At 68.5% G+C, this 22,486-nt stretch carries 23 protein-coding genes; 9 read left to right on the plus strand and 14 right to left on the minus strand.

All coding sequences use genetic code 11. The features are described 5' to 3' along the window. Positions 1–34: 34 nt before the first annotated feature. Positions 35–2,608: an ATP-dependent chaperone ClpB gene (clpB, locus tag DFR69_RS12090; protein WP_110037626.1), complete on the minus strand. Its 2,574-nt coding sequence runs from the start codon at positions 2,606–2,608 to the stop codon at positions 35–37. Positions 2,609–2,818: 210 nt separating this feature from the next. On the opposite strand from clpB, the gene DFR69_RS12095 reads away from it, so the two are divergent. Then, positions 2,819–3,808 carry an NADP-dependent oxidoreductase gene (locus tag DFR69_RS12095; RefSeq protein ID WP_110037627.1) on the plus strand — a complete coding sequence of 330 codons (990 nt, stop codon included), beginning with the start codon at positions 2,819–2,821 and terminating at the stop codon, positions 3,806–3,808. A 19-nt stretch (positions 3,809–3,827) separates the two neighbouring features. Here the strand turns inward: DFR69_RS12095 and DFR69_RS12100 are convergent, their stop codons facing one another. Both DFR69_RS12100 and DFR69_RS12105 read right to left on the minus strand, forming a co-directional pair. Then, positions 3,828–4,391, minus strand: coding sequence for a PIN domain-containing protein (locus DFR69_RS12100; protein WP_110037628.1), 564 nt, complete (start codon positions 4,389–4,391; stop codon positions 3,828–3,830). 9 nt (positions 4,392–4,400) lie between these two features. Then, positions 4,401–4,871: a helix-turn-helix domain-containing protein gene (locus DFR69_RS12105; protein ID WP_110037629.1), complete on the minus strand. Its 471-nt coding sequence runs from the start codon at positions 4,869–4,871 to the stop codon at positions 4,401–4,403. A gap of 53 nt (positions 4,872–4,924) precedes the next feature. Here DFR69_RS12105 and DFR69_RS12110 point away from each other — a divergent pair, with 53 nt between their 5' ends. Further along, positions 4,925–5,632 (plus strand): DUF6882 domain-containing protein, encoded by a 708-nt coding sequence (locus tag DFR69_RS12110; RefSeq protein ID WP_110037630.1) that lies wholly within the window; start codon positions 4,925–4,927, stop codon positions 5,630–5,632. A 40-nt stretch (positions 5,633–5,672) separates the two neighbouring features. On the opposite strand, the gene DFR69_RS12115 is transcribed toward DFR69_RS12110, so the two are convergent. From DFR69_RS12115 to DFR69_RS12130, 4 genes are read right to left on the minus strand one after another with little or no spacing between them, the layout of a single operon-like run. Beyond that, on the minus strand, positions 5,673–6,431 hold the full coding sequence (locus DFR69_RS12115; protein WP_167456245.1) for an ESX secretion-associated protein EspG: 759 nt from the start codon (positions 6,429–6,431) through the stop codon (positions 5,673–5,675). Between the two features lie 34 nt (positions 6,432–6,465). Further along, positions 6,466–7,773, minus strand: a complete 1,308-nt coding sequence (locus tag DFR69_RS12120; RefSeq protein ID WP_110037632.1) for a hypothetical protein — start codon at positions 7,771–7,773, stop codon at positions 6,466–6,468. Between the two features lies 1 nt (position 7,774). After that, positions 7,775–8,152: a hypothetical protein gene (locus DFR69_RS12125; protein ID WP_146229259.1), complete on the minus strand. Its 378-nt coding sequence runs from the start codon at positions 8,150–8,152 to the stop codon at positions 7,775–7,777. A gap of 13 nt (positions 8,153–8,165) precedes the next feature. Further along, entirely contained in the window at positions 8,166–8,690 is a 525-nt protein-coding gene (locus tag DFR69_RS12130; protein ID WP_167456246.1) for a DUF3558 domain-containing protein, read from the minus strand. Between the two features lie 88 nt (positions 8,691–8,778). Between DFR69_RS12130 and DFR69_RS12135 the strand changes: the two genes are divergently transcribed. The 3 genes from DFR69_RS12135 to DFR69_RS12145 are packed head-to-tail and all read left to right on the plus strand — an operon-like array spanning position 8,779 to position 9,814. Continuing rightward, positions 8,779–9,159: a hypothetical protein gene (locus DFR69_RS12135; protein ID WP_110037635.1), complete on the plus strand. Its 381-nt coding sequence runs from the start codon at positions 8,779–8,781 to the stop codon at positions 9,157–9,159. Next, entirely contained in the window at positions 9,156–9,422 is a 267-nt protein-coding gene (locus DFR69_RS12140) for a type II toxin-antitoxin system Phd/YefM family antitoxin (protein WP_167456247.1), read from the plus strand. The genes DFR69_RS12135 and DFR69_RS12140 overlap by 4 nt, the downstream gene beginning before the upstream one ends. After that, on the plus strand, positions 9,410–9,814 hold the full coding sequence (locus DFR69_RS12145; protein ID WP_167456248.1) for a type II toxin-antitoxin system VapC family toxin: 405 nt from the start codon (positions 9,410–9,412) through the stop codon (positions 9,812–9,814). Before DFR69_RS12140 ends, DFR69_RS12145 begins: the two co-directional genes overlap by 13 nt. A 10-nt stretch (positions 9,815–9,824) precedes the next feature. Here DFR69_RS12145 and DFR69_RS12150 read toward each other — a convergent pair whose 3' ends face one another. Beyond that, complete coding sequence (locus DFR69_RS12150) at positions 9,825–10,433, minus strand: maleylpyruvate isomerase family mycothiol-dependent enzyme (protein ID WP_110037637.1); 609 nt, start codon at positions 10,431–10,433, stop codon at positions 9,825–9,827. Between the two features lie 69 nt (positions 10,434–10,502). On the opposite strand from DFR69_RS12150, the gene DFR69_RS12155 reads away from it, so the two are divergent. After that, positions 10,503–10,937, plus strand: a complete 435-nt coding sequence (locus tag DFR69_RS12155; RefSeq protein ID WP_110037638.1) for a MarR family winged helix-turn-helix transcriptional regulator — start codon at positions 10,503–10,505, stop codon at positions 10,935–10,937. 2 nt (positions 10,938–10,939) lie between these two features. Here the strand turns inward: DFR69_RS12155 and DFR69_RS12160 are convergent, their stop codons facing one another. Next, a complete protein-coding gene (locus tag DFR69_RS12160; RefSeq protein WP_110037639.1) occupies positions 10,940–11,545 on the minus strand; it encodes a dihydrofolate reductase family protein in 606 nt (201 codons plus the stop codon). An 86-nt stretch (positions 11,546–11,631) separates the two neighbouring features. On the opposite strand from DFR69_RS12160, the gene DFR69_RS12165 reads away from it, so the two are divergent. From DFR69_RS12165 to DFR69_RS12175, 3 genes are all read left to right on the plus strand, one after another. After that, positions 11,632–12,207, plus strand: a complete 576-nt coding sequence (locus DFR69_RS12165) for a TetR/AcrR family transcriptional regulator (RefSeq protein ID WP_110037640.1) — start codon at positions 11,632–11,634, stop codon at positions 12,205–12,207. A gap of 199 nt (positions 12,208–12,406) precedes the next feature. Next, positions 12,407–13,567 carry an FAD-binding oxidoreductase gene (locus DFR69_RS12170; protein WP_110037641.1) on the plus strand — a complete coding sequence of 387 codons (1,161 nt, stop codon included), beginning with the start codon at positions 12,407–12,409 and terminating at the stop codon, positions 13,565–13,567. A 31-nt stretch (positions 13,568–13,598) separates the two neighbouring features. Further along, positions 13,599–14,360, plus strand: coding sequence for an FAD-binding oxidoreductase (locus tag DFR69_RS12175; protein ID WP_110037642.1), 762 nt, complete (start codon positions 13,599–13,601; stop codon positions 14,358–14,360). A gap of 1 nt (position 14,361) precedes the next feature. Here the strand turns inward: DFR69_RS12175 and eccCb are convergent, their stop codons facing one another. The 5 genes from eccCb to dnaJ all read right to left on the minus strand — a co-directional run bounded on the left by eccCb (position 14,362) and on the right by dnaJ (position 22,468). Next, positions 14,362–18,678, minus strand: a complete 4,317-nt coding sequence (gene eccCb / locus DFR69_RS12180) for a type VII secretion protein EccCb (protein ID WP_167456249.1) — start codon at positions 18,676–18,678, stop codon at positions 14,362–14,364. Next, complete coding sequence (locus tag DFR69_RS12185; protein WP_146229260.1) at positions 18,671–19,042, minus strand: hypothetical protein; 372 nt, start codon at positions 19,040–19,042, stop codon at positions 18,671–18,673. Before DFR69_RS12185 ends, eccCb begins: the two co-directional genes overlap by 8 nt. A gap of 57 nt (positions 19,043–19,099) precedes the next feature. Further along, positions 19,100–20,269, minus strand: coding sequence for a globin domain-containing protein (locus DFR69_RS12190; protein ID WP_110037645.1), 1,170 nt, complete (start codon positions 20,267–20,269; stop codon positions 19,100–19,102). 613 nt (positions 20,270–20,882) lie between these two features. Next, positions 20,883–21,281: a heat shock protein transcriptional repressor HspR gene (locus DFR69_RS12195; RefSeq protein ID WP_110037646.1), complete on the minus strand. Its 399-nt coding sequence runs from the start codon at positions 21,279–21,281 to the stop codon at positions 20,883–20,885. Positions 21,282–21,283: 2 nt separating this feature from the next. Beyond that, positions 21,284–22,468: a molecular chaperone DnaJ gene (gene dnaJ, locus DFR69_RS12200; RefSeq protein ID WP_110037647.1), complete on the minus strand. Its 1,185-nt coding sequence runs from the start codon at positions 22,466–22,468 to the stop codon at positions 21,284–21,286. Positions 22,469–22,486: the final 18 nt, after the last annotated feature.

Raw genomic sequence — 22,486 nt, forward strand, 5'->3', positions numbered from 1 at the left:
TTGGGAGGTCCCTACGCACCGCGCTGTGGAGAATTCACGAGCTGTGGACAGCCTCGCGTCCGACGACCAGTTTGTCGGTGGCGTCGTCTACGCTCACGCGCACCGTGTCGCCGTCGACGACCGCGCCCGCGAGCAGCTCCTTGGCCAGGCTGTCACCGATGGCCTGCTGGATCAGCCTGCGCAACGGCCGCGCGCCGTAGGCCGGGTCGTAGCCGCGCACCGCCAGCCACTGCTTGGCCTCCTCGCTGACATCGAGCGTGAGCCGCCGCTGCGCGAGCCGCTTCTGCAGCTGCCCCAGGTTGATGTCGACGATGGATTCCAGCTGCTTCGCGTCGAGGGCGTGGAACATCACCACGTCGTCGAGCCGGTTGATGAACTCCGGCTTGAACGCCCGCCGCACCGCCTCCATCACCTGGTCCTTGTCGCCACCGGCGCCGAGGTTCGAGGTGAGGATGAGGATGGTGTTGCGGAAGTCGACCGTGCGGCCCTGACTGTCGGTGAGCCTGCCCTCGTCGAGCACCTGCAGCAGGATGTCGAACACGTCCGGGTGCGCCTTCTCGATCTCGTCGAACAGCACCACCGAGTACGGGCGCCTGCGCACCGCCTCGGTCAGCTGTCCGCCCTGGTCGTAGCCGACGTATCCGGGCGGCGCGCCGACCAGCCGAGCCACCGAGTGCTTCTCGCTGTACTCGCTCATGTCGATGCGCACGATGGCGCGCTCGTCGGCGAACAGGAAGTCGGCCAGCGCTTTCGCCAGTTCCGTCTTGCCGACGCCGGTCGGGCCGACGAACATGAACGAGCCCGTCGGCCGGTTCGGATCGGCGACGCCGGCCCGCGCGCGACGCACCGCGTCCGACACGGCCCGCACGGCCTCTTCCTGCCCGACCACGCGCCCGGCGACCTCGGTCTCCATGCGCAGCAGCTTCGCCGTCTCGCCCTCGAGCATCCGGCCGACCGGCACGCCGGTCCACGACGACACCACATCGGCGATGTCGTCGGGGGTGACCTCCTCGTTGAGCATCACGTCACCGTCGGACGCCGTGCCGCTGGCCTGCTCGGCCGCCTCGAGTTCCTTCTCCAGCGCGGGAATCCGGCCGTACCGCAGCTCGGCGGCCTTGCCCAGGTCACCGTCGCGTTCGGCGCGCTCGGACTCGCCGCGCAGGGCCTCGAGCTGTTCCTTGAGCCCGCGCACCGAGTCGATGGCCTTCTTCTCGTTCTGCCAGCGGGTGGTGAGCTGGCTGAGCTTCTCGCGGTCGTCGGCGAGTTCGGAGCGCAGCTTCTCCAGGCGCTGCTTGGAGCCCTCGTCGGTCTCCTTGGCCAGCGCGACCTCCTCGATCTCGAGGCGCCGCACGGCCCGCTCGACCTCGTCGATCTCGACCGGGCGGGAGTCGATCTCCATGCGCAGCCGCGAGGCCGACTCGTCGATCAGGTCGATCGCCTTGTCCGGCAGGAACCGCGAGGTGATGTAGCGATCCGACAGGGTCGCGGCCGCCACCAGCGCGGAATCGGTGATCCGCACGCCGTGGTGCACCTCGTAGCGCTCCTTGATGCCGCGCAGGATGCCGATGGTGTCGGCCACCGACGGCTCGCCGACCAGCACCTGCTGGAACCGGCGCTCCAGTGCCGCGTCCTTCTCGATGTACTTGCGGTACTCGTCGAGCGTGGTCGCGCCGACCAGGCGCAGCTCACCGCGGGCGAGCAGCGGCTTGATCATGTTGCCCGCGTCCATGGCGGAGTCGCCGGTGGCGCCCGCGCCGACGATGGTGTGCAGCTCGTCGATGAAGGTGATGATCTCGCCCGCGCTGTTCTTGATGTCGTCGAGCACGGCCTTGAGCCGCTCCTCGAACTCGCCGCGGTACTTCGCGCCGGCGACCATCGAGCCGAGGTCGAGCGAGATGACCTTCTTGTCCCGCAACGATTCCGGCACGTCGCCCTCGACGATCCGGCGCGCCAGACCCTCCACGATGGCGGTCTTGCCGACGCCGGGCTCACCGATGAGCACCGGGTTGTTCTTGGTGCGCCGCGAGAGCACCTGCACGACGCGGCGGATCTCGGTGTCACGACCGATCACCGGGTCGAGCTTGCCCGCGCGCGCGGCGGCGGTGAGGTCGGTGGAGTACTTCTCCAGCGCCTGGTAGGTCGCCTCCGGGTCTGGGGTCGTGACGCGCGCGCTGCCGCGGACCTTGGTGAACGCCTCGCGCAGGGCCTCCGGGCTGGCGCCGTGCCTGCGCAGCAGCTTGGCCACCTCGGAGTCGCCGTCGGCCAGGCCGACCAGCAGGTGCTCGGTCGAGACGTATTCGTCGCCGAGCTCGGTGGCCAGTCGCTGGGCTGCGGTGAGCGCGGCCAGGCCCTCGCGGCCCAGCTGCGGAGTGGTGGTCGCGCCGGTCGCGCGCGGCAGCCGGTCGACCATGTCGCCCGCTTCGCGCTCCACGGTCGCCGGATCGATGCCGATGGCCTTGAGCAGCGGGGCGGCGATGCCATCGGTCTGATCCAGCAACGCCACCAGCAAGTGTGCCGGACGGATCTCCGGATTGCCCGCCGCGGAGGCGGCCTGCAGTGCGGCGGTCAGCGCCGCCTGGGTCTTGGTGGTGGGATTGATCGGGTCCACAGATCTCCTTCGGGTGTTTCGGCGGTATCGACTGGTTCAACGCTGACAAAGTTGAGTCTGTTCCGCTCAACTATAGAATTTTCCCCGCGCCCTCCGAATCGGTGTTCACGCTACGCCGCGACACCACCGAACACGATCAATCACCGCACGTCGCAAGGCTGCCCGCCTAGGATTGCGGTGCCCGAGCCAGTCGAGTAGAGGAGCCAGTCGATGCGCGCGATCGTGGTCCAGAAGTTCGGTGCCCCGCCCGAGCTGGCGGACATGCCGGTACCCGAACCCGGCCACGGTGAGGTGCAGGTGGCGCTCGATGCCGCGGGCGTGAACCCCTTCGACCTGAAGATGGCCGACGGCATTCTCGAGGGCAAGATGCCCACCGATTTCCCGATGATCCTCGGCGTCGACGGCGCGGGCACCGTGTCGGCGGTCGGTCCCGGCGTGCGCTCGTTCGCCGTGGGCGACCGGGTCGTCGGCAAGTTCCTCACCGCGCCCGCCGGGCACGGCAGCTGGGCGCAGTACGCGACCCTGCCCGAGGACGCGACCCTGGTGCCGATCCCCGAGGGCGTCACCACGGTGACGGCGGCCGCGCTGCCGGTCGCGGGCGTCACCGCGCAGGATCTCGTCGCGGCCGCGGAACTCCAGCCGGGGCAGACGGTGCTGATCGTCGGCGCGACCGGCGGGGTCGGCTCGTTCCTGGTGCAGCTGGCCGCCATCGCGGGCGCGCACGTGATCGCCACCGCGCGCGGCGACGCCGCCGATCAGGTGGCCCGCCTCGGCGCCGACGAGATCGTCGACTACACCCGCCCGCGCCCCGCCGACCCCGATGTCGTCGACCCGGATCCCGCCGCCTACCGCGACTCCAGCGTCACCGACGCGGTCCACTTCACCCACCCCGACGGCATCGACGTCCTGTTCGACCTGATCAGCGGCCCCGTCGATTTCGCCAGGCACGCCACCCTCGTCCGTCGCGGCGGCCGCGCGTTCACCACCACCTGGGCCGCCGACGAGACCGCCCTGCGCGAACACGACATCACCGGCGGCAACTTCGAGTCCAAGGGCCGCGGCCCGGAACTGACCCGACTCCTCTCCCGCGTCGCCGCGGGCGACGTCGTCGTCCCCATCGAAGCCACCGTCCCCCTCGAAGCCGCCCCCGCCGTCCTCGGCGCGGGCAGTGCCCGCGGAAAGACCGTCCTGGCAATCTGATTCGGGCCGGTAGGGTCGCTCACCCACCGGCACTGTCCAGATGGCGCCTGACCTCTGCGGCGAAAACCCGAACGCCGGTCCGTTCCAGGATGGACAGCAGTCCGGTGACCGACCTCGGGTCGCGGCGATAAGCCGCCGCCTGTACGCGTAACGTGGAGATCGTCAGCCCTGGGTAGAGGTCGAGTTGGTCGAGCAGGAACTCGTCGGGGGTAATCGCGATCAGGTCATACGCCTTCAGCGCATGCTCTGGAAAATCGCGAATATTGAACGTGACAAGGACCTCCGCAGCCGACCGAACCGCCGCAGCCAGGACGTGGCGGTCCTTCGGATCGTTGTCCATACCGCTGATGAGCGACTCGTACCCGGTCACCATCGCATCGGGGAACGCGGAACACATCTGCGCGATCCGCCGATCCACACTGTCGACTGGGAGGTCACGGTCGATCAAGCTGCCGCGAAGTTCATCGAGCACCTCGGCTGACCACAGCGGGCGGAACATCTGCGCGTCCGCCATGCGCAGCAAAGTGTCGGAGAGGTAGGCCGGGTGCAGAACACATGTATCGAAGAACACGCTGAACGGCATCCGTGCGCCCTATCGAGGATCGGGTGGGGTGACGGTCGCGGAGTACATACCGACGTCTTCACCTTCGACGGCCATCGCGTCCAACGTCGCTCGACGCTCCCTGCGCACACGCTCTTGGTAGGCGAGGACGTCTCGGAGCAGGACGCGGCGGTGCCGACCTCGCATCGTGTGCGCTATCTCGCCATCAGTGAGCAGACGGACCAGAGTCGGTCGCGAGATGTTGAGTAGATCCGCGGCTTCCTGAGTCGTCAGCATGGTGTTGTGCGGGGCAATCGACACGGCCAAACCATTGGACAGCGCCAACACCGCATCACGCAGCACCGCATAGAGCTCGTCGGGGATATCCAGATAAGTTCCGTCGGGACCGACGAGCCTGGCCTTGGCGCAGGACTGGTCGACCCGCAAGCTCGAGATCAGTTGTTCGAGGTCAGCAGGGTTGTCAGGAGGAAAGACCGTGCGCTCCCGAAGCATTGTGGACATGTTCGAAGTGTAGCTCTATTCGAAAAAAACGAAAATAGACTAGTCTCGTCGGCATGTCTGAAGTGACACTGGCGAATCTGCTCGATGACGCGGCCCTGTTCTCGTTCGAGCATCAGCTGCATCTGGCGGACGTGGTGGGGGATCGCCCGTGGAGTGTCGACCTGCGTGCCGGCCGGTTCACCTTCACCGGGGACCAGCCGATCGAATGCACCGCCGTCCACCTGCTCGGCTCGGCGGCCCCGGGACCGCAATCGTGGCTGTGGTCCTGGGGCAACCCGGCCGGTTACCCCGACCTCGTGACCGGTCTCGCGAGCTCGGCCCGCGACTTCGGAATCCATTACCGCATCCGCGAACTCGCCGATGTCGAGGTTCCGTTCGCCGCGCTGCCGGGCGCGCCCACCGTCGCCGAGGGCGCGGTGAACACCTTCATGGACGCCTGCAAGGCGGTGTCAGGGCGTTGGACCGCCTACAGCGGCCCCGTCGGCGGCGGCACCCGCGCCGCCTTCCTCATCGAACACCCGACCTTCCAGCTGCCCGCCCCCGCGGCGCCCCGCCTGGCCCGGGTCCTGCAGCAGGGCCTCACCGAATTCCCCCTGACCGATCACCGCCGCGCGCTGCACGCGTATGCCAACCACCGCGGGCTCGGCATCACGTGGTCGCCCGACCACAGCCGATCCACCGTCACCACAACCGGTTTCACGGCCGAGTTCTCCTTCGACGAACTGGCCAGAACCAAGAGCATCGACATCCAGATGGGCTGATCCGCAGGAACCCTCGATATCGACGCCGCCGAGCGCACTGTCAGCGGGCTCGGTAGGTGCCGTTCTTGGCTTTGGTGGCGGTGGTGGTGAGCATGTCGGTGAGGGTGGTGCGGAGGCGGGTGGGGGTGGTGGGTTTGGCGATGAAGGTGGTTTCGCCGTAGAAGACGTAGCGGCCGTCGTTGGTGAGGTCGTGGAGTTGGAAGTCGTCGCGGCCTTCGGTGTGGCGGTTGTCGACGCTGGCGTGGGCGTAGACGCCGATGTGGGTGAGGGTGTCGGTGGGTTTGGCCAGGAAGGTTTCGAGTTGTTCGCGCGGGGTGGGGTTCCAGGGGTCGCGGACGTGCGGGCGGGGGGCCGCGAGTTCGGCTGCGGTGACTTTGATTTCGCGACCCTTGCCGGGGGCGACGGTGGGGAGCGTGGCGAGGACGGCGGCGGCCAGGGCTGCGGGCGGCAGCAATCGGAGCGTGATGTCGCCGGGCTCGGCGCCGTCGTCACGGGCTTGAACGGCCAAGGCGGCGTACGACTCTCGGGTGCCACCGTGCGCACGGATCGTCCGGGTGACGCCGGAGCCGCCCGCCACCTCGACACGGGCGTGCGGCGCCAGCAGGGCCGCCATCGCGGTATCGAGGTCGCTGTCGAACTCGGCCATCAGGTTCTCGGCGGCTTTGCGGCGCTGCCGCAGGATCTCCGCCTGGGATTCCACGTTCACGTGCTGATGATGCAGCGGATACGGAAGGACGTCGCGGCCCGCTGCCTCCCACAGCGTGCGGAAGTCGAGAGCGGTGAGATGCCAGGTTCGCACGGGAAATCTACTCTGTTCCATCGGGTTCGGCGTTTCAGTCGGCGCCGATGACGGGCGGGACAACCTTGGGCACGTCGTCCAGGCCGGTGAGCTCGTCACCGTGCTCCTGGGTGATCAGGTACTCGGGGACGCCCTTGGTGGACTCGTCGTCCTTGCCGCCGCCCCGCGCGCCGGGGGCGCCCATGCCCGCCATGCCCGCACGGCCCGCGGCCCCGCCCGCCACGCCGGAAGCCCGCGCACCCGCGGCGGACGTGCCCGCCTTCGCGCCGCCGCCGGGCACCGCGCCGCCGGGAGCCGGAGTGCTCGGACCACCCGAGCCGGGAACGCCCGCGCCACCGGGTGATCCGGCGGGCGAGCCGGCACCCGGAGCCGCGGAACCCGGCGCGGCGGCGGTGGGCGTCGTCGCGCCGGGATCGGCCGACTGCGGTGTGGTCGGGTCCGCGGTGCCTGTGTCGTCATCGGTCGACGCGTCATCGTCGGACGTGTCGTCCGTGCCGGCGTCGTCGGTGGGTGTGGTCGACGCCGGTGCCGTGGCGGCCGGATTCGCCGTGGGCTGACCGGTGTCCGGCGTGGTCGAATTCGGCTGGGCGGAAACAGGTCTCGTCGTGCCGTCCGTGCTGCCGGGGTCGCCGGAGTCGACACTCTTCGGGATCGGGATGACCGGAACCCGGTCGTCGGATTCGTGGACTACCGGGGCGTAGACGGTTTGCAGCACGCGCACCGCCTCGACCCTCGCGTTCTCCTGCGCCACATCGTCATTGCGCCATGCGCGGCCCTGGAAGAGGCCACCGAAGTTGTCCAGACCGCTGCGGTGTTCCGGCGCGAACGGGACGAGTCGCTTGGTCGGCTCCAGGCCGGTGCGGAGTTCGTCGAGTTTCATCTTGGTGAGCGCCGCCGCCGTGGTGACTCGCTTACCCGTGGTGTCGTACGCGGCGACCGTCTGGGCGGCGGCCGCGGCCGCGGCGCCGGACCAGACATCGGGCGACATCCCGCGGGTGATCTGCTTGCGGAATTCGTCGAGCGAAGTGCTGTTGCGAGTGGCGATCTCGTTCCACGCGCTGATCAGATCATTCACCGCGGTGAGATCGATCTTGTCGACCTTGGCGCGCAGATCGGCGACGCTCCCGGTGAACGGATCGGTCGACATCACCATCTTCGGGCGGTAGTCGCCATCGAAGTCCAGTTCGTTCGCCTTGCGCCGAGTGCCGTCGCGCTGAGTGTTGTACTGGTCCTGGATGTCGGCGATATCGGTACCATCGAGCTCGCTGTGGTCCTTGGACGGGGTGATGAGATCGCGCAGCCCGCCGAAGAGATCGAGGCCGGCGATGTTCGGGACGGACATCTCAGCTCACCTGCTCGGAGGTGTAGTCGAGGGCGTTGGCGGTTTCGATGTCTTGGCCGGTGATGCGTTTGAAGGACAACGAGAAGATCTCGCGGAGGTTCTGGACGGCTTCGATGTCCTTCAGCACCACGGCATCGATGGAGTTGTCTGTTCCGGTGGCCTGGGTGAGAAACTTCTTCTCGAGGTCCTTGCCCATCTGGAAGTCACCGAAACCGCTGACGTTCTGCACCCGGCGGGTGATGCCGAGCAGCTCGCGCAGGTCAGCCAACCGCGTATCGCACGCTTTGAACATGTGATAGGCGGCGGCTTCATCGTTCAGGTACACCTCTCCCGCCTTCGTTTGGGCGAGTAGCGCGCTGTACGCCGTGTTCTCACTCACGAGCTCTCCCCCATCAGTTCGGCAGGATCGGAACGAGCACTTCCCCGACGCGCTGCAGAAACACGCAGGGATCCTCGAGTCCGGTCTCCAACGGCGAGTTGAGGATTTCGAGTTGGACAACACCCTGCTGTGCGGGGAAGACGACGTCGCAACCGAGATCCTTCGATGCGCCTTCGACCTTGAATTCGCGACCGGCACGGCCGGCGATGGTGACGTTCCTGAATTCTGTATTGCCCGGCTTCTGCTCGAACTGCTCGACGGTCTTGTTCGTCGTGTAGACCGTCAGCGCGTATTCGGGGGCATCCCATGCGCAGATTTCCCAGCCTGACTGATCGTGGCCACCGACCCCCTTCTCCTCCGTCCCCGGATCCACCCCCGCACTCCGCAGCACGTCGTCGGGAATCTCCGTACACGGATTCCACAGCGCCGGCGCGGCCGTTGTGGTCGACCCCTGCGATGAGGTCTGTTCCGACTCGCATCCCGCCAATCCGGCGACCGCAAGCCCAGCCACCAGCAACGCTGTACCTGTGCGTTTCATCCCGCCCCCTCCAGCCCGGCCACCGATCTGACCTGGGACATTAGCACGGAAGAGCGGTCGCGGACGGGGCCGCGTAGGTTGGTCGACCATGAGTGGACTTCGACTTTCGGCGCCGTTCGACGGGCGCGACGCCGAGGGCAAACCGGTGGTGAATCGGGCCTCGCTCGAGCCGGCTGTCACCGAGCGAGTGCTCGACTATCTCGCGCACGCGCCGGTGGTTTTGAGCGCTCGCAGCTACGCGGCCGACGACTTCGACGCGTCGGTTCGGAATGTGCCGATGAACTTCCACACCGACGGGGTGTTCGTGTGGCCCGGCGCGGTTCCGCACTACCTGCGCAAGTACGGCGTGGCGCCGGAACCCGCACTGGTCCAGCACATCATCGGCAAGAACTTCGCGATCGGGGAGGTCGGCGAGCAGGCGCGGCAGGCGGCTGTGCTCGCCATGGAATCCGATAATCTGATTTCATGAAGGAGATCAGCGCCACCGAGGCCGCTCGCGCGTTCGCGCGAGTGCTGGACGAGGCAGAAGCGGGTGAGGAGTTCGTCATCACCCGCAAGGGCGTTTGCGTGGCGAGACTGGTCCCTGCTCCGCGATCCAACGGCGCCGGAGTCAACCGGCTCGCCCGGCGATGGGCGGGCAATATCGGGCTGGACGCCGAGTTCGAAGCCGCGGTCGATTCGATCGACGACTACGCCCGCGCCGAGGAAGACACCGACCCGTGGCAAAGCTGATCTTCGATACCGGCGTCCTGATCGCCATCGACCGGGGCACGATCGATCTTTCGAACGAGATCTCAGATGACGACAATGTGGCCGTTCCGGCGGTCGTGATCGCCGAATACCTGACCGGCGTAGCCGCGCAGACCAATTCGGCGAAACAGGCCAGTGCGCGCAAATTCCTGAGCGAGTTCCGCGCGATCGTCCCCAGCGTTCCGTACGACGATTCTGTTGCCGAACACCACGCGGACCTACTCACCTATGTCCGATCCACCGGTACCCCCTGCGGTGCGCACGACCTGATCATCGCGGCCACCGCCCGCGCCACCGGGCGAACTGTCTTGACGACGGACAAACGTGCCAGGTTCGACGAGCTTCCGGGAGTAGAAGCCCGGCTGGTGAACTGATCGGCGGCCGTCAGAGGCGGTCGACGCCGGGCCCGGTGAGCACCGGGTGGCGGCCGGTGAGGAGCATGAGCAGGTCGAGGGTGCTGCCGCGCAGTTCGGGGCCGGAGCCCGCGGTCCAGGCCGAATCCTCGGCGACCAAGGTGACGTCGGCGAAGCGGCGCTTGGCCCAGAAGGGCCAGCCCATGGTCCAGACCCGTTGCGCCGCAACGGCCGCCGACTCGGGGGTGACGGTGATGACGCGGCCGAGCGGGCGGGCGATGTCCTGGCCGTGCACGATGACGTCGTAGTGGATGTTGCGGTGGTTGGTGACCGCGGGCAGGCGGCGCGAGTCGGCGACGGCCCGCAGGTCCGCCACCAGATCGGGGACGGCGTCGGCGTGGCGGACGGCGATGTCGTGATTGAGGCGGTGGAAGCTGCCGCGAGCACGCGCGGCCGCACGCAGCATGCCGAGCGGGCCCGGCGGTTGCGCGGCCAGTGCCACGTGCGCGGCGACATCGCGGATGCGCCAACCGTCACAGAGCGAGGGGCTGTCGAGTTCGGCCGGGGTGAGAGTGGCGAGCAGGTCGGCGATGGCGCGGCGCTGTTCGGCGATGGTCCGCCAGTGCTGGTCGATGTCCATGACCGGGCTCCAATTCGTCAGCCGTTCTGATTAATATAGTCAGTGAAGCTGACTGAATCAAGGAGTGGGATGGCCGACGAACTCAACCTCGGAGTACTGCTGTTCGTCCCGTACCGGGAGATGGAGCGGCGGGTGCTGGTCGCGCTCGGCGAGGCCGGGTTCGCCGATCTGACGCAGGCCCAGGCGCGGTTGGTCGCCCGGCTCGGGCCGGAGGGGTCGCGGCTCACCGAGCTGGCCGCCCAGGCGCAGGTCACCAAGCAGACCGCGGGCGTGCTGGTCGACCAACTGGTGCGCGCCGGTTATCTGCGGCGCGAGCCCGACCCCAGCGACGGGCGAGCGCGACTGCTACGACTGGCCGAGAAGGGGCAGCGCGCGGTCGAGGTGGCGAATCGCGCTGCGGCCCAGGTGGAATCGGAGTGGGTCGACCATCTCGGCGCACGCGGGGCGCGCGAGCTACGCAAGGCGCTCACGGCCTTGAGGGCCGTCACCGATCCTTACGCGTGAAGTCAGGCCGGGGGCGGGCCGCCGGTCTCCGGCACGCCGTCGAGGCGGCGGTAGCGCGTCAGCAGAACGCCAGCGGGGAAGGTCTTCGCCGGTTCGGCCTGCGCGAAGCGAGTGGGCGCGCTGCCCTCGGGGAAGATCCGCTTGCCCGTGCCGAGCACGATCGGAAAGACCCACAGGTTCAGCTGGTCGACCAGGCCCTCGCCGAGCAGGGTCCGCAACAGGTCGGCGCTGCCCCAGGTGTGGATCTGCCGATGACGCTCCCGCAGGGCGCGCACCTCGGTGGCCACGTCGGTGATCTGGGTGGTCGCGTCCCAGGACAGATCGGGAGTGCCCCGGGACGCGACGTATTTGGGCACCCGGTTGAACGCTTCGCCGATCTCGTCGGACTGGTCCGGCCAGTACGAGGCGAAGATCTTGTAGGTCGTGTGGCCGAGGAGCAGCGCGTCGGAGGCCCGGACGTCCTCGATCACCTGCCTGCCGGACTCCTCGTCGTTGAACGGCCACTCCCAGCCCGCGTACTCGAAGTCGCCGTCGTACTCGGTGGGTCCGCCATTGGCCTGGATCACGCCGTCGAGCGTCGCGTGCATGTTGACGTGCAGTTCACCCATGGGAATTCGCCTCGATCCCAGTGTTTCGGTGCGATGGATGTCGCCAGCCTAACATGTACACGCCTGTACGAGATAGGATTCTTCGCATGCCCACCGCACCGCGGCCGCGCCGTCGCGTCGACGCCGAGCGCAGCATCGCCGCGATCGTCGCCGCCGCGCGCAAGACGCTCGGCGCGAATCCCGACGCCACCACCGAGGAGATCGCCAAGGTCGCCGGCGTCGGGCGGATGACCCTCTACGGACATTTCCGCACGCGCGCGGAGCTGGTCGAGGCGGCCATGGTCGACGCGCTGCGGGAGGGCGAGACCACGCTCTCGGCGGTCGACCTCACCGGCGACGCGGGCCAGGCGCTGACGCGGCTGCTCGCGGCGACCTGGCCGCTGGTCGCGGAGGCGGCCAAACTGCGCGCCGCCGCCGACGGCGTCCTCCCCGCGGGACGCATGCGGGAACTGCACGCCGCGCCCGCAGCCCGGGTGGCCGAGCTGATCCACCGCGGCCAGGAAGAAGGCGCGTTCCGCACCGATCTGCCCCTCGACTGGCTGGTCGACACCGTCTACTACGTACTCAACGGCGCCGCCGAGGGCCTGCGCACCGGCCGCCTCGCCGCCGCCGACGCCGACCGCGTGGTCATCGCGACGGTGCGCTCGGTCCTGTCCGCCTGAGCGCGGAAGATCACCGACGCGTATCGATGGGCGCGAGCACGCGACGAGCGGACGCGCGCGGCATACACTCCCTCCGGCGCGAGGCAGGCGTGATGAGCATCCCTGCACCGAGCGGCGGTTTTCGGTGGATACTTGAGAAGGTGCCCGTCATCGAGCGGGGCCACATTGCGGCAATTTCAGTGAAAGGGAGCTTGACGACGTGGATGCGCGTTCGCTTGCGCTGGTCCGCGCCGATTTCCGCGGGGTGTCGGAGACACCCGGTGGTCCAGAGCGGCTGATCAGCGCTTTCTATGGTCACCTGTTCGCGCAGAACCCGGCGTTACGGGAGCTCTTCCCGCCCGCGATGGACATGATGCCGAAGCGTCTGGTGACGGCGCTGCAGTACGTCCTGGACAACCTGGAGGACTTCGAGCGCGCCCAGAAGTTCCTCGAGCAACTCGCCCGCGACCACCGCAAGTACGGGGTCGAGGCCGATCACTACGACCTGGCGGGTCGTGCCCTGCTGGCCGCCCTGCGCACCTTCCACGGCAATCGCTGGACCAGGGAATTGCACGAGGGCTGGAGCGACGTCACCATCCTGGTGTCGGCGTCGATGGCGATCGGCGCCAACGAGGACAAGTCGCAGCCGTTCTGGGGCGCGACCGTCGTCGGGCACCGCAAGGTCCTCGACGACCTGGCCATCGTGCGGCTGCAGGCCGACGGACCGATCCCGTTCAAGGCCGGGCAGTACGTGCCGGTGCAGGTGCCGCAGCGGCCGAACATGTGGCGCTACTTCTCCCCCGCGATCCCCGCCAACCCCTACGGCGAGATCGAATTCCATGTGCGGCGCATCAGCGGCGGCTGGGTGAGCCCCGCGATCGTCAACGACACCAAGGTCGGCGACCGGTGGAAGATCGCCGGACCGCTCGGCGGCCTGCACGTCGACCGCGAATCCGGGCGCGACGTGCTGCTCATCGGCTCCGGCACCGGCATCGCGCCGCTGCGGGCGCAGCTGATCGAGATGAGCCAGCGCGGCATCAACCCCCGGGTGCACTTCTTCATCGGCGGCCACTACCCCGGCGACCTCTACGACGTGGACAACATGTGGCAGCTCTCGCAGTCGAACCCGTGGCTGACGGTGGTGCCGGTCTGCGAGGAACGCACCGATCCGTGGTGGTACCCGCAGAAGCCCGCCGAACCGCCCATGGGCATGCACCGGCGTCTCGTCGGTAATCTGGGCGCGGTGGTGACCAGCTTCGGCGCGTGGGCCGACCGCCAGATCCAGATCGCGGGCTCACCGCGGATGATCGCCGAGACCCGCCGCACCCTCATCAGGGCGGGCACGCCGCCCGAGATCATCGCGTCCGACCCCGTCAGCTGAGAACCCTTCCCGCCCTCCAGGAAAGAGGCCGATGAGCAGCAGCGAGTACCCCGACCCGGCCTGGACGGCGACCGTCGTCGGCCATCACCGCCTGCGCAACGACATCGCCGTGATCCGGCTGATCGGTGACTTCGTTCCGTTCGCGGCGGGCGGGTCGGTGGAGGTGGAGGTGCCGCAGCATCCGGGCGTGCGGCGGCGGTTCTCTCCCGCGCTGCCGCCCTCGCTGGACGGCAAGCTGGAATTCCACGTGCGCACCGTGCCCGGCGGCTGGTGCTCGAGCTCGATCGTGGCCGACACCAAGGCCGGGGACCAGTGGCGGATCAACGCGCCGCACAGCGTCTTCCACATCGCGCCGGAGACCACCGAGGTGGTGATGATCGCGGGCGGCACCGGACTGGCGCCGCTGCGCGCCCAAATCCTCGACCTGGCGCGCCGCGAGAACCCGCCGCGCACCTACCTGTTCTTCGGCGGCCGCTCCCCGCGCGATCTGTACGCCTCCGACATGCTGTACCTGTTGTCGGGCGAATTGCCCTGGCTGACAGTGATTCCGGTGGTCGAGAGCCCCGACGATCCGTCGATCCGCGACGAGTGGCACGAGCACTCGCGCGTCGACATCGGCTTCGCCCCCGCGGAGATGCTGCACGGCACCCTCGCCGACGTGGCCGCCGCGCACGGCCCGTTCGACCAGCACCAGGTGCTGGTGTGCGGGTCCCCCGCGATGGTGCGCACGACGGTGGACCGGCTCATCGAAGCGGGGACGCCCCCGGCGAACATCACCGCCGAAGGCGCCTGAATCACAGGCGCCCGGGCAGATTCGCGATCTGCACCATCTCGTGTGAGCGGGTGCGTGAGGCCATGATGCCGCGGCCGGGCGGCAGGGTGGTCGGGCGGACGTCGCCGATGATCCTGCCCTCGTCGCGGGAGCCGCTCATCACCAGCGTTTCCACGGACAAGTTCTTCAACGCGCCGAGGACCGGGTCGTACAGTGCGCGCGCGACTCCGCCGGTGCGGCGGGCGACGAGGAAGTGCAGGCCGATGTCGCGGGCCAGAGGGAAGTACTCCACCAGCGCCATGAAGGGATTCGACAACGAGTTCGGGGCGACGATGTCGTAGTCGTCGACGACGACATAGATCTCCGGGCCCGACCACCAATCCCGGTCGCGCAGTTGCTGCGGGGTGGTTTCGGGGCCGGGAAGGCGCCCGGCCAGCACGTTCGCCACCTCGGCGATGATCGGCGCGGCGGCCGTGGCGGAGCTGGCATAGCCGGCCAGGTGGCCGCCCTCGACCTCGCCGAGCAGGCCGCGCCGGTAGTCGATCAGCACGATGGCGGCTTGCGCCGGGGTGGCGTTCTCGACGATTCCGGTGATGATGTTGCGCAGCAGCGTGGTCTTCCCGCACTCCATGTCGGCGAAGGCCATGAAATGCGGTTCGGTGGCGAAATCCAGGACCAGCGGCTGCAATTCGGATTCGCAGAGGCCGACGACCACCGACGTCGGGCTCATCCGGACGCCGTGCTCGCTCGCGATCTCGAGCAGTGCCGGGCGGGAGAAGTCCAGCGGGAGCACGCGCACATCGGGAGCGCGCTGTGCGCCGTACTGCGCGGCCACCTCGGCCACCGCCGCGCTCAGGCCCCGGCTGAGCGTCGCGGGATCGGCGTCGGAGTCCAAGCGGGGCAGCGCGATCAGCATGTGCAGGTGGTCGGCGGTGAGGCCGCGACCGGGGCTGTCCAGTGGGACCTGGTTGGCGACCCGGCGATCGATCTCCGACTCCATCGGGTCGCCGAGCCGCAATTCGATCTTGGTGCCGAGCTGACTCCGCGTCATCGACCGGATCTCGGCCCAGCGCGTCGCGGTGATCAGCAGGTGGATGCCGTAGGCGAGGCCACGGGTGGCGATGGCGTTGATCTGTGGTTCGAGCGCTTCGAACTCGTCGGCGATCACGCGCCAGCCGTCGATCACGAGCACCACGTGCGCGTACCGGTCCGACGGCGAGGCGTTCGCCGGATCGCCCTCGGCCGCACCCCGGCGCCGGTACTCCGCCATCGACTCGACACCCAGTTCGGCGAACCGCTGTTCGCGTCTGCGCAGCAGGCTGCTGAGCTCGGCGAGGGTGCGGCGGACCCGGTCGGTGTCGAGGCGGCCCGCCACCGAACCGACATGGGGCAAGTCCGCTACACCGAGCAGGCCGCCGCCGCCGAAATCCAGGCAGTAGAACTGTAATTGGTCGGGACTGTGCGTCACCGCCGCGGACAGCACGATCGTCTGCAGGGTGGTCGACTTGCCCGCCCGTGGACCGCCGACGACGGCGACATGTCCGCCGGCGCCCGCGAGATCGAGCAGGAACATCCCGCGGCGGTGCTCGGCCGGTTCGTCGACCATGCCGACGAGTATCTGCAGCTCGCCGACCACGATCTTCTCGGACCCATGATCGTTGCCGGGCAACAGCAGATCCACGGTCGGCGAGACCGAGAGCGGCGGCAGCCACACCGGGTAGGCCTGCCTGCCGTGCCCGATGATCCTCGACACCACCGCCTCCAGCACAGTGCGCTGCGCGGCGCCGTCGGCGGACGCGCCGGTATCGCTGCGACCGACGTAGGCCGACTTGAACCGCACCGGATCGGCGGCGTCGACGCGCAGGTAGCCGGAGCCGGGATCGCTCGACAGGTGATAGGCGTCGGGCGTACCGATCACGGCGCGGGATTCGTTGGCGGAGAACGTGCGCAGACCGATCCGATAGGACAGGTGCGTTTCCAGGCCGCGCAGCATGTTCTCGTCGAACCGCTGCGAGGCCAGCAACTGGTGTACCCGGATCGAGCGGCCGAGCCTGCCGATCATCACGAAGACGTCGATGAAATCCGGTTTCTGGGAGAGCAACTCGGAGAACTCGTCGACCACGATGAGCAGCGCGGGCAGCGGGTCGAGCGGTGCGCCCGCCGCCCTGGCGCGCTCGTAGTCGGCGACATTGGCGAAATTGCCACCGGCCCTGAGCAGGTCCTGTCTGCGGGCGATCTCGCCGGCCAGCGCGGCCTTCATCCGGTCGACCAGCGAGAGATCTTCCTCCAGGTTGGTGATGACCGCCGACACGTGCGGCAGCGAGTCCAAGCCGAAGAAGGTCGCGCCGCCCTTGAAATCGATCAGCACCAGGTTCAGCGCGTCCGGGGAGTGGGTGGTGGCGAGGGCGAGGATGAGGGTGCGCAGGAATTCCGACTTCCCCGACCCGGTCGCGCCGATGCACAGTCCGTGCGGTCCCATACCGTGCTCGGCCGACTCCTTCAGATCCAACTCGACCACATCGCCGGTGGCGCTCACCCCGATCGGCACGCGCAAGCGGTCGCGACCGTCACGAGCCCGCCACAGCGCCTCGACATCGAAGTCGCGCGAACCGAGGCCGAGCAGGTCGGGCAGGTCGATCTCGCCGTCTAGCGGCGAGCGGCCGGTGCCGTCGACCGGCCGGACGTACTGGTTGCCGCGCACCAGATCGACCAGTTCGGCGGCGCCGTCGGAGATCTCGACCGCGCTCAACAGCTCGGGCTCGAGCTCGCGCAGGTCGGGCATGGCGACGCGGAACGGCCGCTCCCCGAACAACGCCCAGCCGGGGCCGTCGGGCAGGCGGGCGGCGCGTTCCGGGTGCAGCCGCGAATCCGCGGGACGGTGCAGGCGCAGTTCGATGTGCGCCGCGAGCAGGTCGACGAGGTCGCCGGGGGCCTCGTTCCAGTCGCGCGCCGTCACCACCAGGTGCACGCCGTACTCCGGTCCCGCGCTGGCGATCTGCTTGATCCTGGCGTCGAACCCGGCGACGTGCTCGCGGAAATCACCGAGCCGGTCGATGAGCAGGAATATATCGGGCACCGGTGAGGCGAGTGTCGGTCGCGCGGCGCGCAGGCTGCTCGGTGAATCGATGCCGGATTCCCGGTACAGCCGCTTGCGACCGCGGATCTCGGCGGTCACCCGGTCGAGGACCGCGTCCACCTTCTCCAGTTCGTCGTCGCCCACGGCGCTGGCGATGTGGGGCAGGGCGCTCATCGAGCCGAGGCGGTTACTCGATTCGAGCACATAGAGTTTCACCTCGTCGGGGGAATGGGTGAGCGCCAAGGACCCGGTGAGGGTGCGCAGCAGCGTGCTCTTGCCCGCGCCGGCGCGGCCGACGATCAGCAGGTTGCGATCCGCGCCCGACAGGTCGAGCCAGACCGTCTCCCCCGGCACGCCGTCGGTGCGCCGCTCCTGGCCGATGGGCACCTTCAATCGGCCGGTGCCCCACCAGTTCGCGGCCCGCAACCCGCCCTCGGGCGTCTGCTCGAGCCTGCCCATGAGCGAGCCGAGCTGCACGCGATCGCCCACCTCGATGAGGTTGGACTGGCGTCGCCGGACCCTGGCGATGTAGACCTCGTCCTTGAAGACGCCGTAGTGGTTCGGGGTCTGCCTGGTGGTGCGAGCGCGCACCTCGGCGTGCACGAACGTCCACAGGTCGTGGGTGCCGATCAGGCCGCTGCCGTTGTCGGCCTGACCGGTGCCGATGCCCTTGACCAGCGCCGAGGTGAACACCGACAGGGGCGCGGAGTCGCCGTCGGCGCGGCCCTCGGACGCGGTCTCCACCGCGCTCGACGCCGTCAGCACGCAGATGCCGTCGCCCGCGGCGAGCTGCTGGGCGACATCGTCGATGGTGGGCGCGGACTTGATCACCTCGGAGCCGAGAAACGCGCCGCTGTAGCAGCAGTCGAGCACGATGATCTTCGCCGCCGCCGGGGACTCGCGGATCAGCTCGCGGATGAACGAGGAGGACACCGCCGTGCTGCTGAGCAACTGCGGATCGGTATTGCCCACGGCGAGATACAGATTCTGCCTGGTGCGCAGCCCGTGGCCGGAGAAGTAGAACAGGATGACGTCGTCGGGCTCGGCACCGCGGAAGACGCGCTCGATGCTGCGCTCGATCTCGGCCTTGGACTCGTTGATGAGCAGCTCGGTCGGCCGGAAGCCGCCGATCTCGGGGTCGCGCAGCAGTTCCCGGAGCTGTTCGGCGTCGGAGATGGGCGCGTAGAGCCGCGACAGTCCGTCGAAGTGGTAGGTGTCGTTCGCTACGAAGAGCGCGATTCGCCGTCCGGTCGGGCTACTCATCACGCAGCAGGTCGCCGAACTTCTCGACGACATTGTCCACCTGGGCCAAGCCGGGCCGGACGATGGTGACTTCGCGGTCACCCCGCTTGATCGTGATCGACTCCGCCTTCGAGCGTTCCAGGAACTTCAGGCTCACGTCCCGGATGGCCCACACCACGGTGCCCAGTGCCCCACCCGAGAGCAACAGCTGGCCGATCTGTTCGACCGCGCCGGACTTCTCGCCGCCCGCCGCGGCGGTCGTCACCGGGGCGACATGGAGCCCGCCGATCTCGGCCAGGTCGGCCCGGAGTTCGCCAATGATCTCGTCGAGCCATTCGGCATCGCGACGCCCCCCGGAATTGATCACCAGCACAACGCCATCCATCGATCCGCCCTCCCTCAGTGATCACGTTCGCGTGACCACTCTAACCAGGAGGTGCGCTCAGAACAGTGGATCGTGGCGGATGGACTTGGCCTGGGTACCGGCCGCCATCAGGCGGAACTTGGTGGTCTGCACCATCGACGGGGACCCGACGATCTGGACGTCGCGGTCGGCCCACGGGCCGTAGGCGGCGACAACCTTGCCGATCTGGCCGGTCATCCGCGGTTCGAGGCCGGGTAGTTCGGCGTGCGGTTCGCCGGAATCGTAGTACCACCACGGGTTCTCGTCGCTCTCGGTGACCGGGGTGACCGTGAGCCATTTGTTGGCGACGGCGAGCTGGCTGAGAACCTGCAGGTCGTAGAGATCGCACGGGTGGTGACCACCGACGAACAGGTGCACCTTCGGGTTGACCCGGCGCTGCGCCATCGCCATGACCTGCGCGCGCAGCGGCGCGATGCCGGTGCCGCAGCCGACCATGAGCATCTTGCGCTTGGTGTTGCGCGGCACGCCGAGCCCGCCGAGGGGAGAGCCGAGCAGCCACTGGTCACCGACGTTGGTGTGCGAGACCATCGCCGGGCTCACCCAGCCGCCGAGCACGCTGCGCACGTGGAACTCGATCTCGCCGTTGGCGTTCGCCGGGTTGGCCGGGGACAGATACCGCCACATCCGCGGCCGTGCCGGCACCTGGACGCTGAGGTACTGGCCCGCCGCGTATTCCATCGGCTGATCGAGCTGGACGCGGATGACGGCGAGATTGCGCAGCACCTCACGCCGTTCGACCACAGTCGCGGTCCAGGCCGCCGGGGTGGTCTCCTTGTCGGCGGCGCTGATCATCGCGCCGCTGATGGTGGCCAGGCCCTCGTCCCAGGCGGTGGCTACCTCGTCGGTCCACATCTCGGTGCCCGCGAACTGGCGCATGGCCGACTTGAGCGAGTTGGCCACGGCGACGTAGTGGGCGGGCTGCACACCGTACTTGCGGTGATCGCGCCCGAGCTGGGCCAGGAACGGCAGCAGCTTGTCCGGCTCCTCGAGCCGGTCGAGCGCGTAGGAGATGGCCTTGACGAGCCGGTCGCGCTGGGCGTCCATAGCCGCCGGGAAGTAGTCACGGACACCGGGATAGTCCGTGAACAGGATCGAGTAGAACGATCTGGCCAACCGCTCGGACCCACCGTCTTCCGCAGCAACCGCCTTGAACGTAGTACGGATCAAAGCGACAGTCCGCGAATCCATATGTGTCACAACCTCGTTTCGCCATCGAACGCTAGCCGCGCCGGCGAGTGACGGGCTGGGAGGACACTCGTCAGCAGCCGATGCGAGAAGTCTAGGCGAGGTTTGCCAGCTTAGGAATCGTACTCTTAAACATCACACGTGTAATTCAGAAAAAACCAGGCGGTTTGCAGTCAGTTCCCGCTGAAAACATACACTCATCCTGCTATGAGCCATGGAATGTGACCTCAAGCCCCTATGGGTGACCCGGCAAAACCGGCAATCGAGACCCAACCTGCCTGGTAGAGCGACCTTTCCGCAACGCACAGGGCATCCCATCCGCCGACGCGCCGTGCCGCGACACGCGAGGAAGCCGGGCTGGCGAGGCTGGTATGGGGCGCGGAATTCGGCTCCGATCGGTCCGAATTCAGCGTCCAGCCAGCAAACTTTCGTGATGATCCCGTGATATATCCGCACCTCACAGCGTTGCGGCGGCGGGATACGGGGGCGAGATCGCGAATAAATAGGTTGCTGGAGAATCACCAGCCGGTCGCCGGGGGTTGACCGAATACGACAGAGCCCCCGGGCCACGACCGCCGGAGCGGATCGCGGGCCGGGGGCCCACCACATCGTGAAACTAGCGCCGATGCCTCGGCTGCCACACCACGAGCGCGGTACTGCGCTGGGGCGGCGACAGGTCGGGCCGATAGCCCGCCCGCAACCGCTCCAGCTCCGCACTCATCTCCTCGACGCGCTGCTGCAGCGCCTCGACCTGGTTGGTCAGCTCGATGATGCGCTTGATCCCCGCGAGGTTGACACCCTCGTCCTGCGACAGCCGCTGCACTTCGCGCAGCAGCTCGACATCGCGGGCCGAGTACCGGCGTCCGCCACCCGAAGTGCGTTGGGGGGTGACCAGACCCAGCCGGTCATAGGTGCGCAGGGTCTGCGCGTGCATACCCGCCAGCTGGGCCGCCACCGAGATCATGAAGAACTCGGCGCGCGAGCCACCCGACGCGGACTTCGGATCATCGGACATCGTCAAGCACCCGCCCATCCCGCACGCGGATCGAAGCCACCCGCCTTCTCCGCCTCCTGATAGCGCTTGAGCGCGTCGGTGGCATCGGAATCCAGGTGCTGGGGAACCGCGACCTTCACCGTGACCAGCAGGTCACCGGCGCCGCCCGCCGCGCCGCGCTTGGGCACACCGCGACCACGTACCCGCAGGATACGCCCGTCGGCGGTGCCCGGCGGCACCTTCACGCCGACCCGGCCGTCCAGCGTCGGCACGGAAACAGTTGTCCCCAGTACCAATTCGCTGTAGCTCACCGGGAGCACCAGGGTGAGGTCGTCGCCCTGGCGGCCGAAGACCTTGTCCTGGCTGACGTGCACGGTCACGTAGAGATCGCCCGAAGGCGCCCCACGCAGGCCCGCCTCGCCCTGCCCGGCCAGCCGGATCTTCTGCCCGTCACTGACACCGGGCGGGATACGCACGGTGATGGTGCGGGTGCGGTTCTGGATACCGGTGCCCGAGCAGTCGACGCACGGGTCGTCGATGATCGAGCCGGTACCGCGGCAGTCGTCGCAGGGCTCGCTGAAACCGAACGCGCCCTGATTACGGCTGACCACGCCGGAACCGTTGCAGTGCGGGCACACCCGCGGGCTGGTGCCCGGCTTGGCGCCGCTGCCGTGACAGGTCGTGCACGGCGAGGGGCTGGTCATCCGCAGTGGAACCGTGACGCCCTGGGCCGCCTCGCGGAAGCCCAGCGTCGTCTCGGTCTCCACGTCGGCGCCACGGCGCGGACGGCTCGCGCCGCGCGCGCCACCCCGATTGAACAGCCCGCCCAGCAGATCGCCGAGCCCGCCGTCACCGGGAGCGCCCGCACCACCGGCCTGACCGAAGATGTCGCCGATGTTGAAGTCCTGCGAGAAGCCGCCCGCGGCACCGGGGTTGAACCCGCCACCGCCGTAGCCGCGACCGCCGCCGCCCGCGAACAGGCGACGCGTCTCGTCGTACTCCTTGCGCTTGGCCGGGTCGGACAGCACGGCGTTGGCCTCGCTGACCGCCTTGAACCGCTCCTCGGCCTTGGTGTCACCCGGATTGGAATCCGGATGCAGATCGCGGGCCAGCTTGCGGTAGGCCTTCTTGATCTCGTCCTGCGAGGCGCCGGAGGAGACGCCCAGCTCCTTGTAGAAGTCCTTCTCGATCCACTCCCGTTGGCTCACCGGGCATCTCCTCCTCTC

Origin of the sequence: Nocardia neocaledoniensis, from assembly GCF_003182135.1 — a bacterium.
Lineage (GTDB): Bacteria > Actinomycetota > Actinomycetes > Mycobacteriales > Mycobacteriaceae > Nocardia > Nocardia neocaledoniensis.

What these genes read in the sequence shown, in the direction of transcription:
- DFR69_RS12120 (WP_110037632.1), bottom strand. Translation starts at nt 7,773, where the DNA reads ATGTCCGTCCCGAACATCGCCGGCCTCGATCTCTTCGGCGGGCTGCGC.
- DFR69_RS12100 (WP_110037628.1), bottom strand. Translation starts at nt 4,391, where the DNA reads ATGCCGTTCAGCGTGTTCTTCGATACATGTGTTCTGCACCCGGCCTAC.
- DFR69_RS12160 (WP_110037639.1), bottom strand. Translation starts at nt 11,545, where the DNA reads ATGGGTGAACTGCACGTCAACATGCACGCGACGCTCGACGGCGTGATC.
- DFR69_RS12155 (WP_110037638.1), top strand. Translation starts at nt 10,503, where the DNA reads ATGGCCGACGAACTCAACCTCGGAGTACTGCTGTTCGTCCCGTACCGG.
- DFR69_RS12190 (WP_110037645.1), bottom strand. Translation starts at nt 20,269, where the DNA reads ATGGATTCGCGGACTGTCGCTTTGATCCGTACTACGTTCAAGGCGGTT.
- DFR69_RS12175 (WP_110037642.1), top strand. Translation starts at nt 13,599, where the DNA reads ATGAGCAGCAGCGAGTACCCCGACCCGGCCTGGACGGCGACCGTCGTC.
- DFR69_RS12195 (WP_110037646.1), bottom strand. Translation starts at nt 21,281, where the DNA reads ATGTCCGATGATCCGAAGTCCGCGTCGGGTGGCTCGCGCGCCGAGTTC.
- DFR69_RS12150 (WP_110037637.1), bottom strand. Translation starts at nt 10,433, where the DNA reads ATGGACATCGACCAGCACTGGCGGACCATCGCCGAACAGCGCCGCGCC.
- DFR69_RS12130 (WP_167456246.1), bottom strand. Translation starts at nt 8,690, where the DNA reads ATGAAACGCACAGGTACAGCGTTGCTGGTGGCTGGGCTTGCGGTCGCC.
- DFR69_RS12105 (WP_110037629.1), bottom strand. Translation starts at nt 4,871, where the DNA reads ATGTCCACAATGCTTCGGGAGCGCACGGTCTTTCCTCCTGACAACCCT.
- DFR69_RS12110 (WP_110037630.1), top strand. Translation starts at nt 4,925, where the DNA reads ATGTCTGAAGTGACACTGGCGAATCTGCTCGATGACGCGGCCCTGTTC.
- DFR69_RS12185 (WP_146229260.1), bottom strand. Translation starts at nt 19,042, where the DNA reads ATGGATGGCGTTGTGCTGGTGATCAATTCCGGGGGGCGTCGCGATGCC.
- DFR69_RS12140 (WP_167456247.1), top strand. Translation starts at nt 9,156, where the DNA reads ATGAAGGAGATCAGCGCCACCGAGGCCGCTCGCGCGTTCGCGCGAGTG.
- DFR69_RS12095 (WP_110037627.1), top strand. Translation starts at nt 2,819, where the DNA reads ATGCGCGCGATCGTGGTCCAGAAGTTCGGTGCCCCGCCCGAGCTGGCG.
- eccCb (WP_167456249.1), bottom strand. Translation starts at nt 18,678, where the DNA reads ATGAGTAGCCCGACCGGACGGCGAATCGCGCTCTTCGTAGCGAACGAC.
- DFR69_RS12165 (WP_110037640.1), top strand. Translation starts at nt 11,632, where the DNA reads ATGCCCACCGCACCGCGGCCGCGCCGTCGCGTCGACGCCGAGCGCAGC.
- DFR69_RS12135 (WP_110037635.1), top strand. Translation starts at nt 8,779, where the DNA reads ATGAGTGGACTTCGACTTTCGGCGCCGTTCGACGGGCGCGACGCCGAG.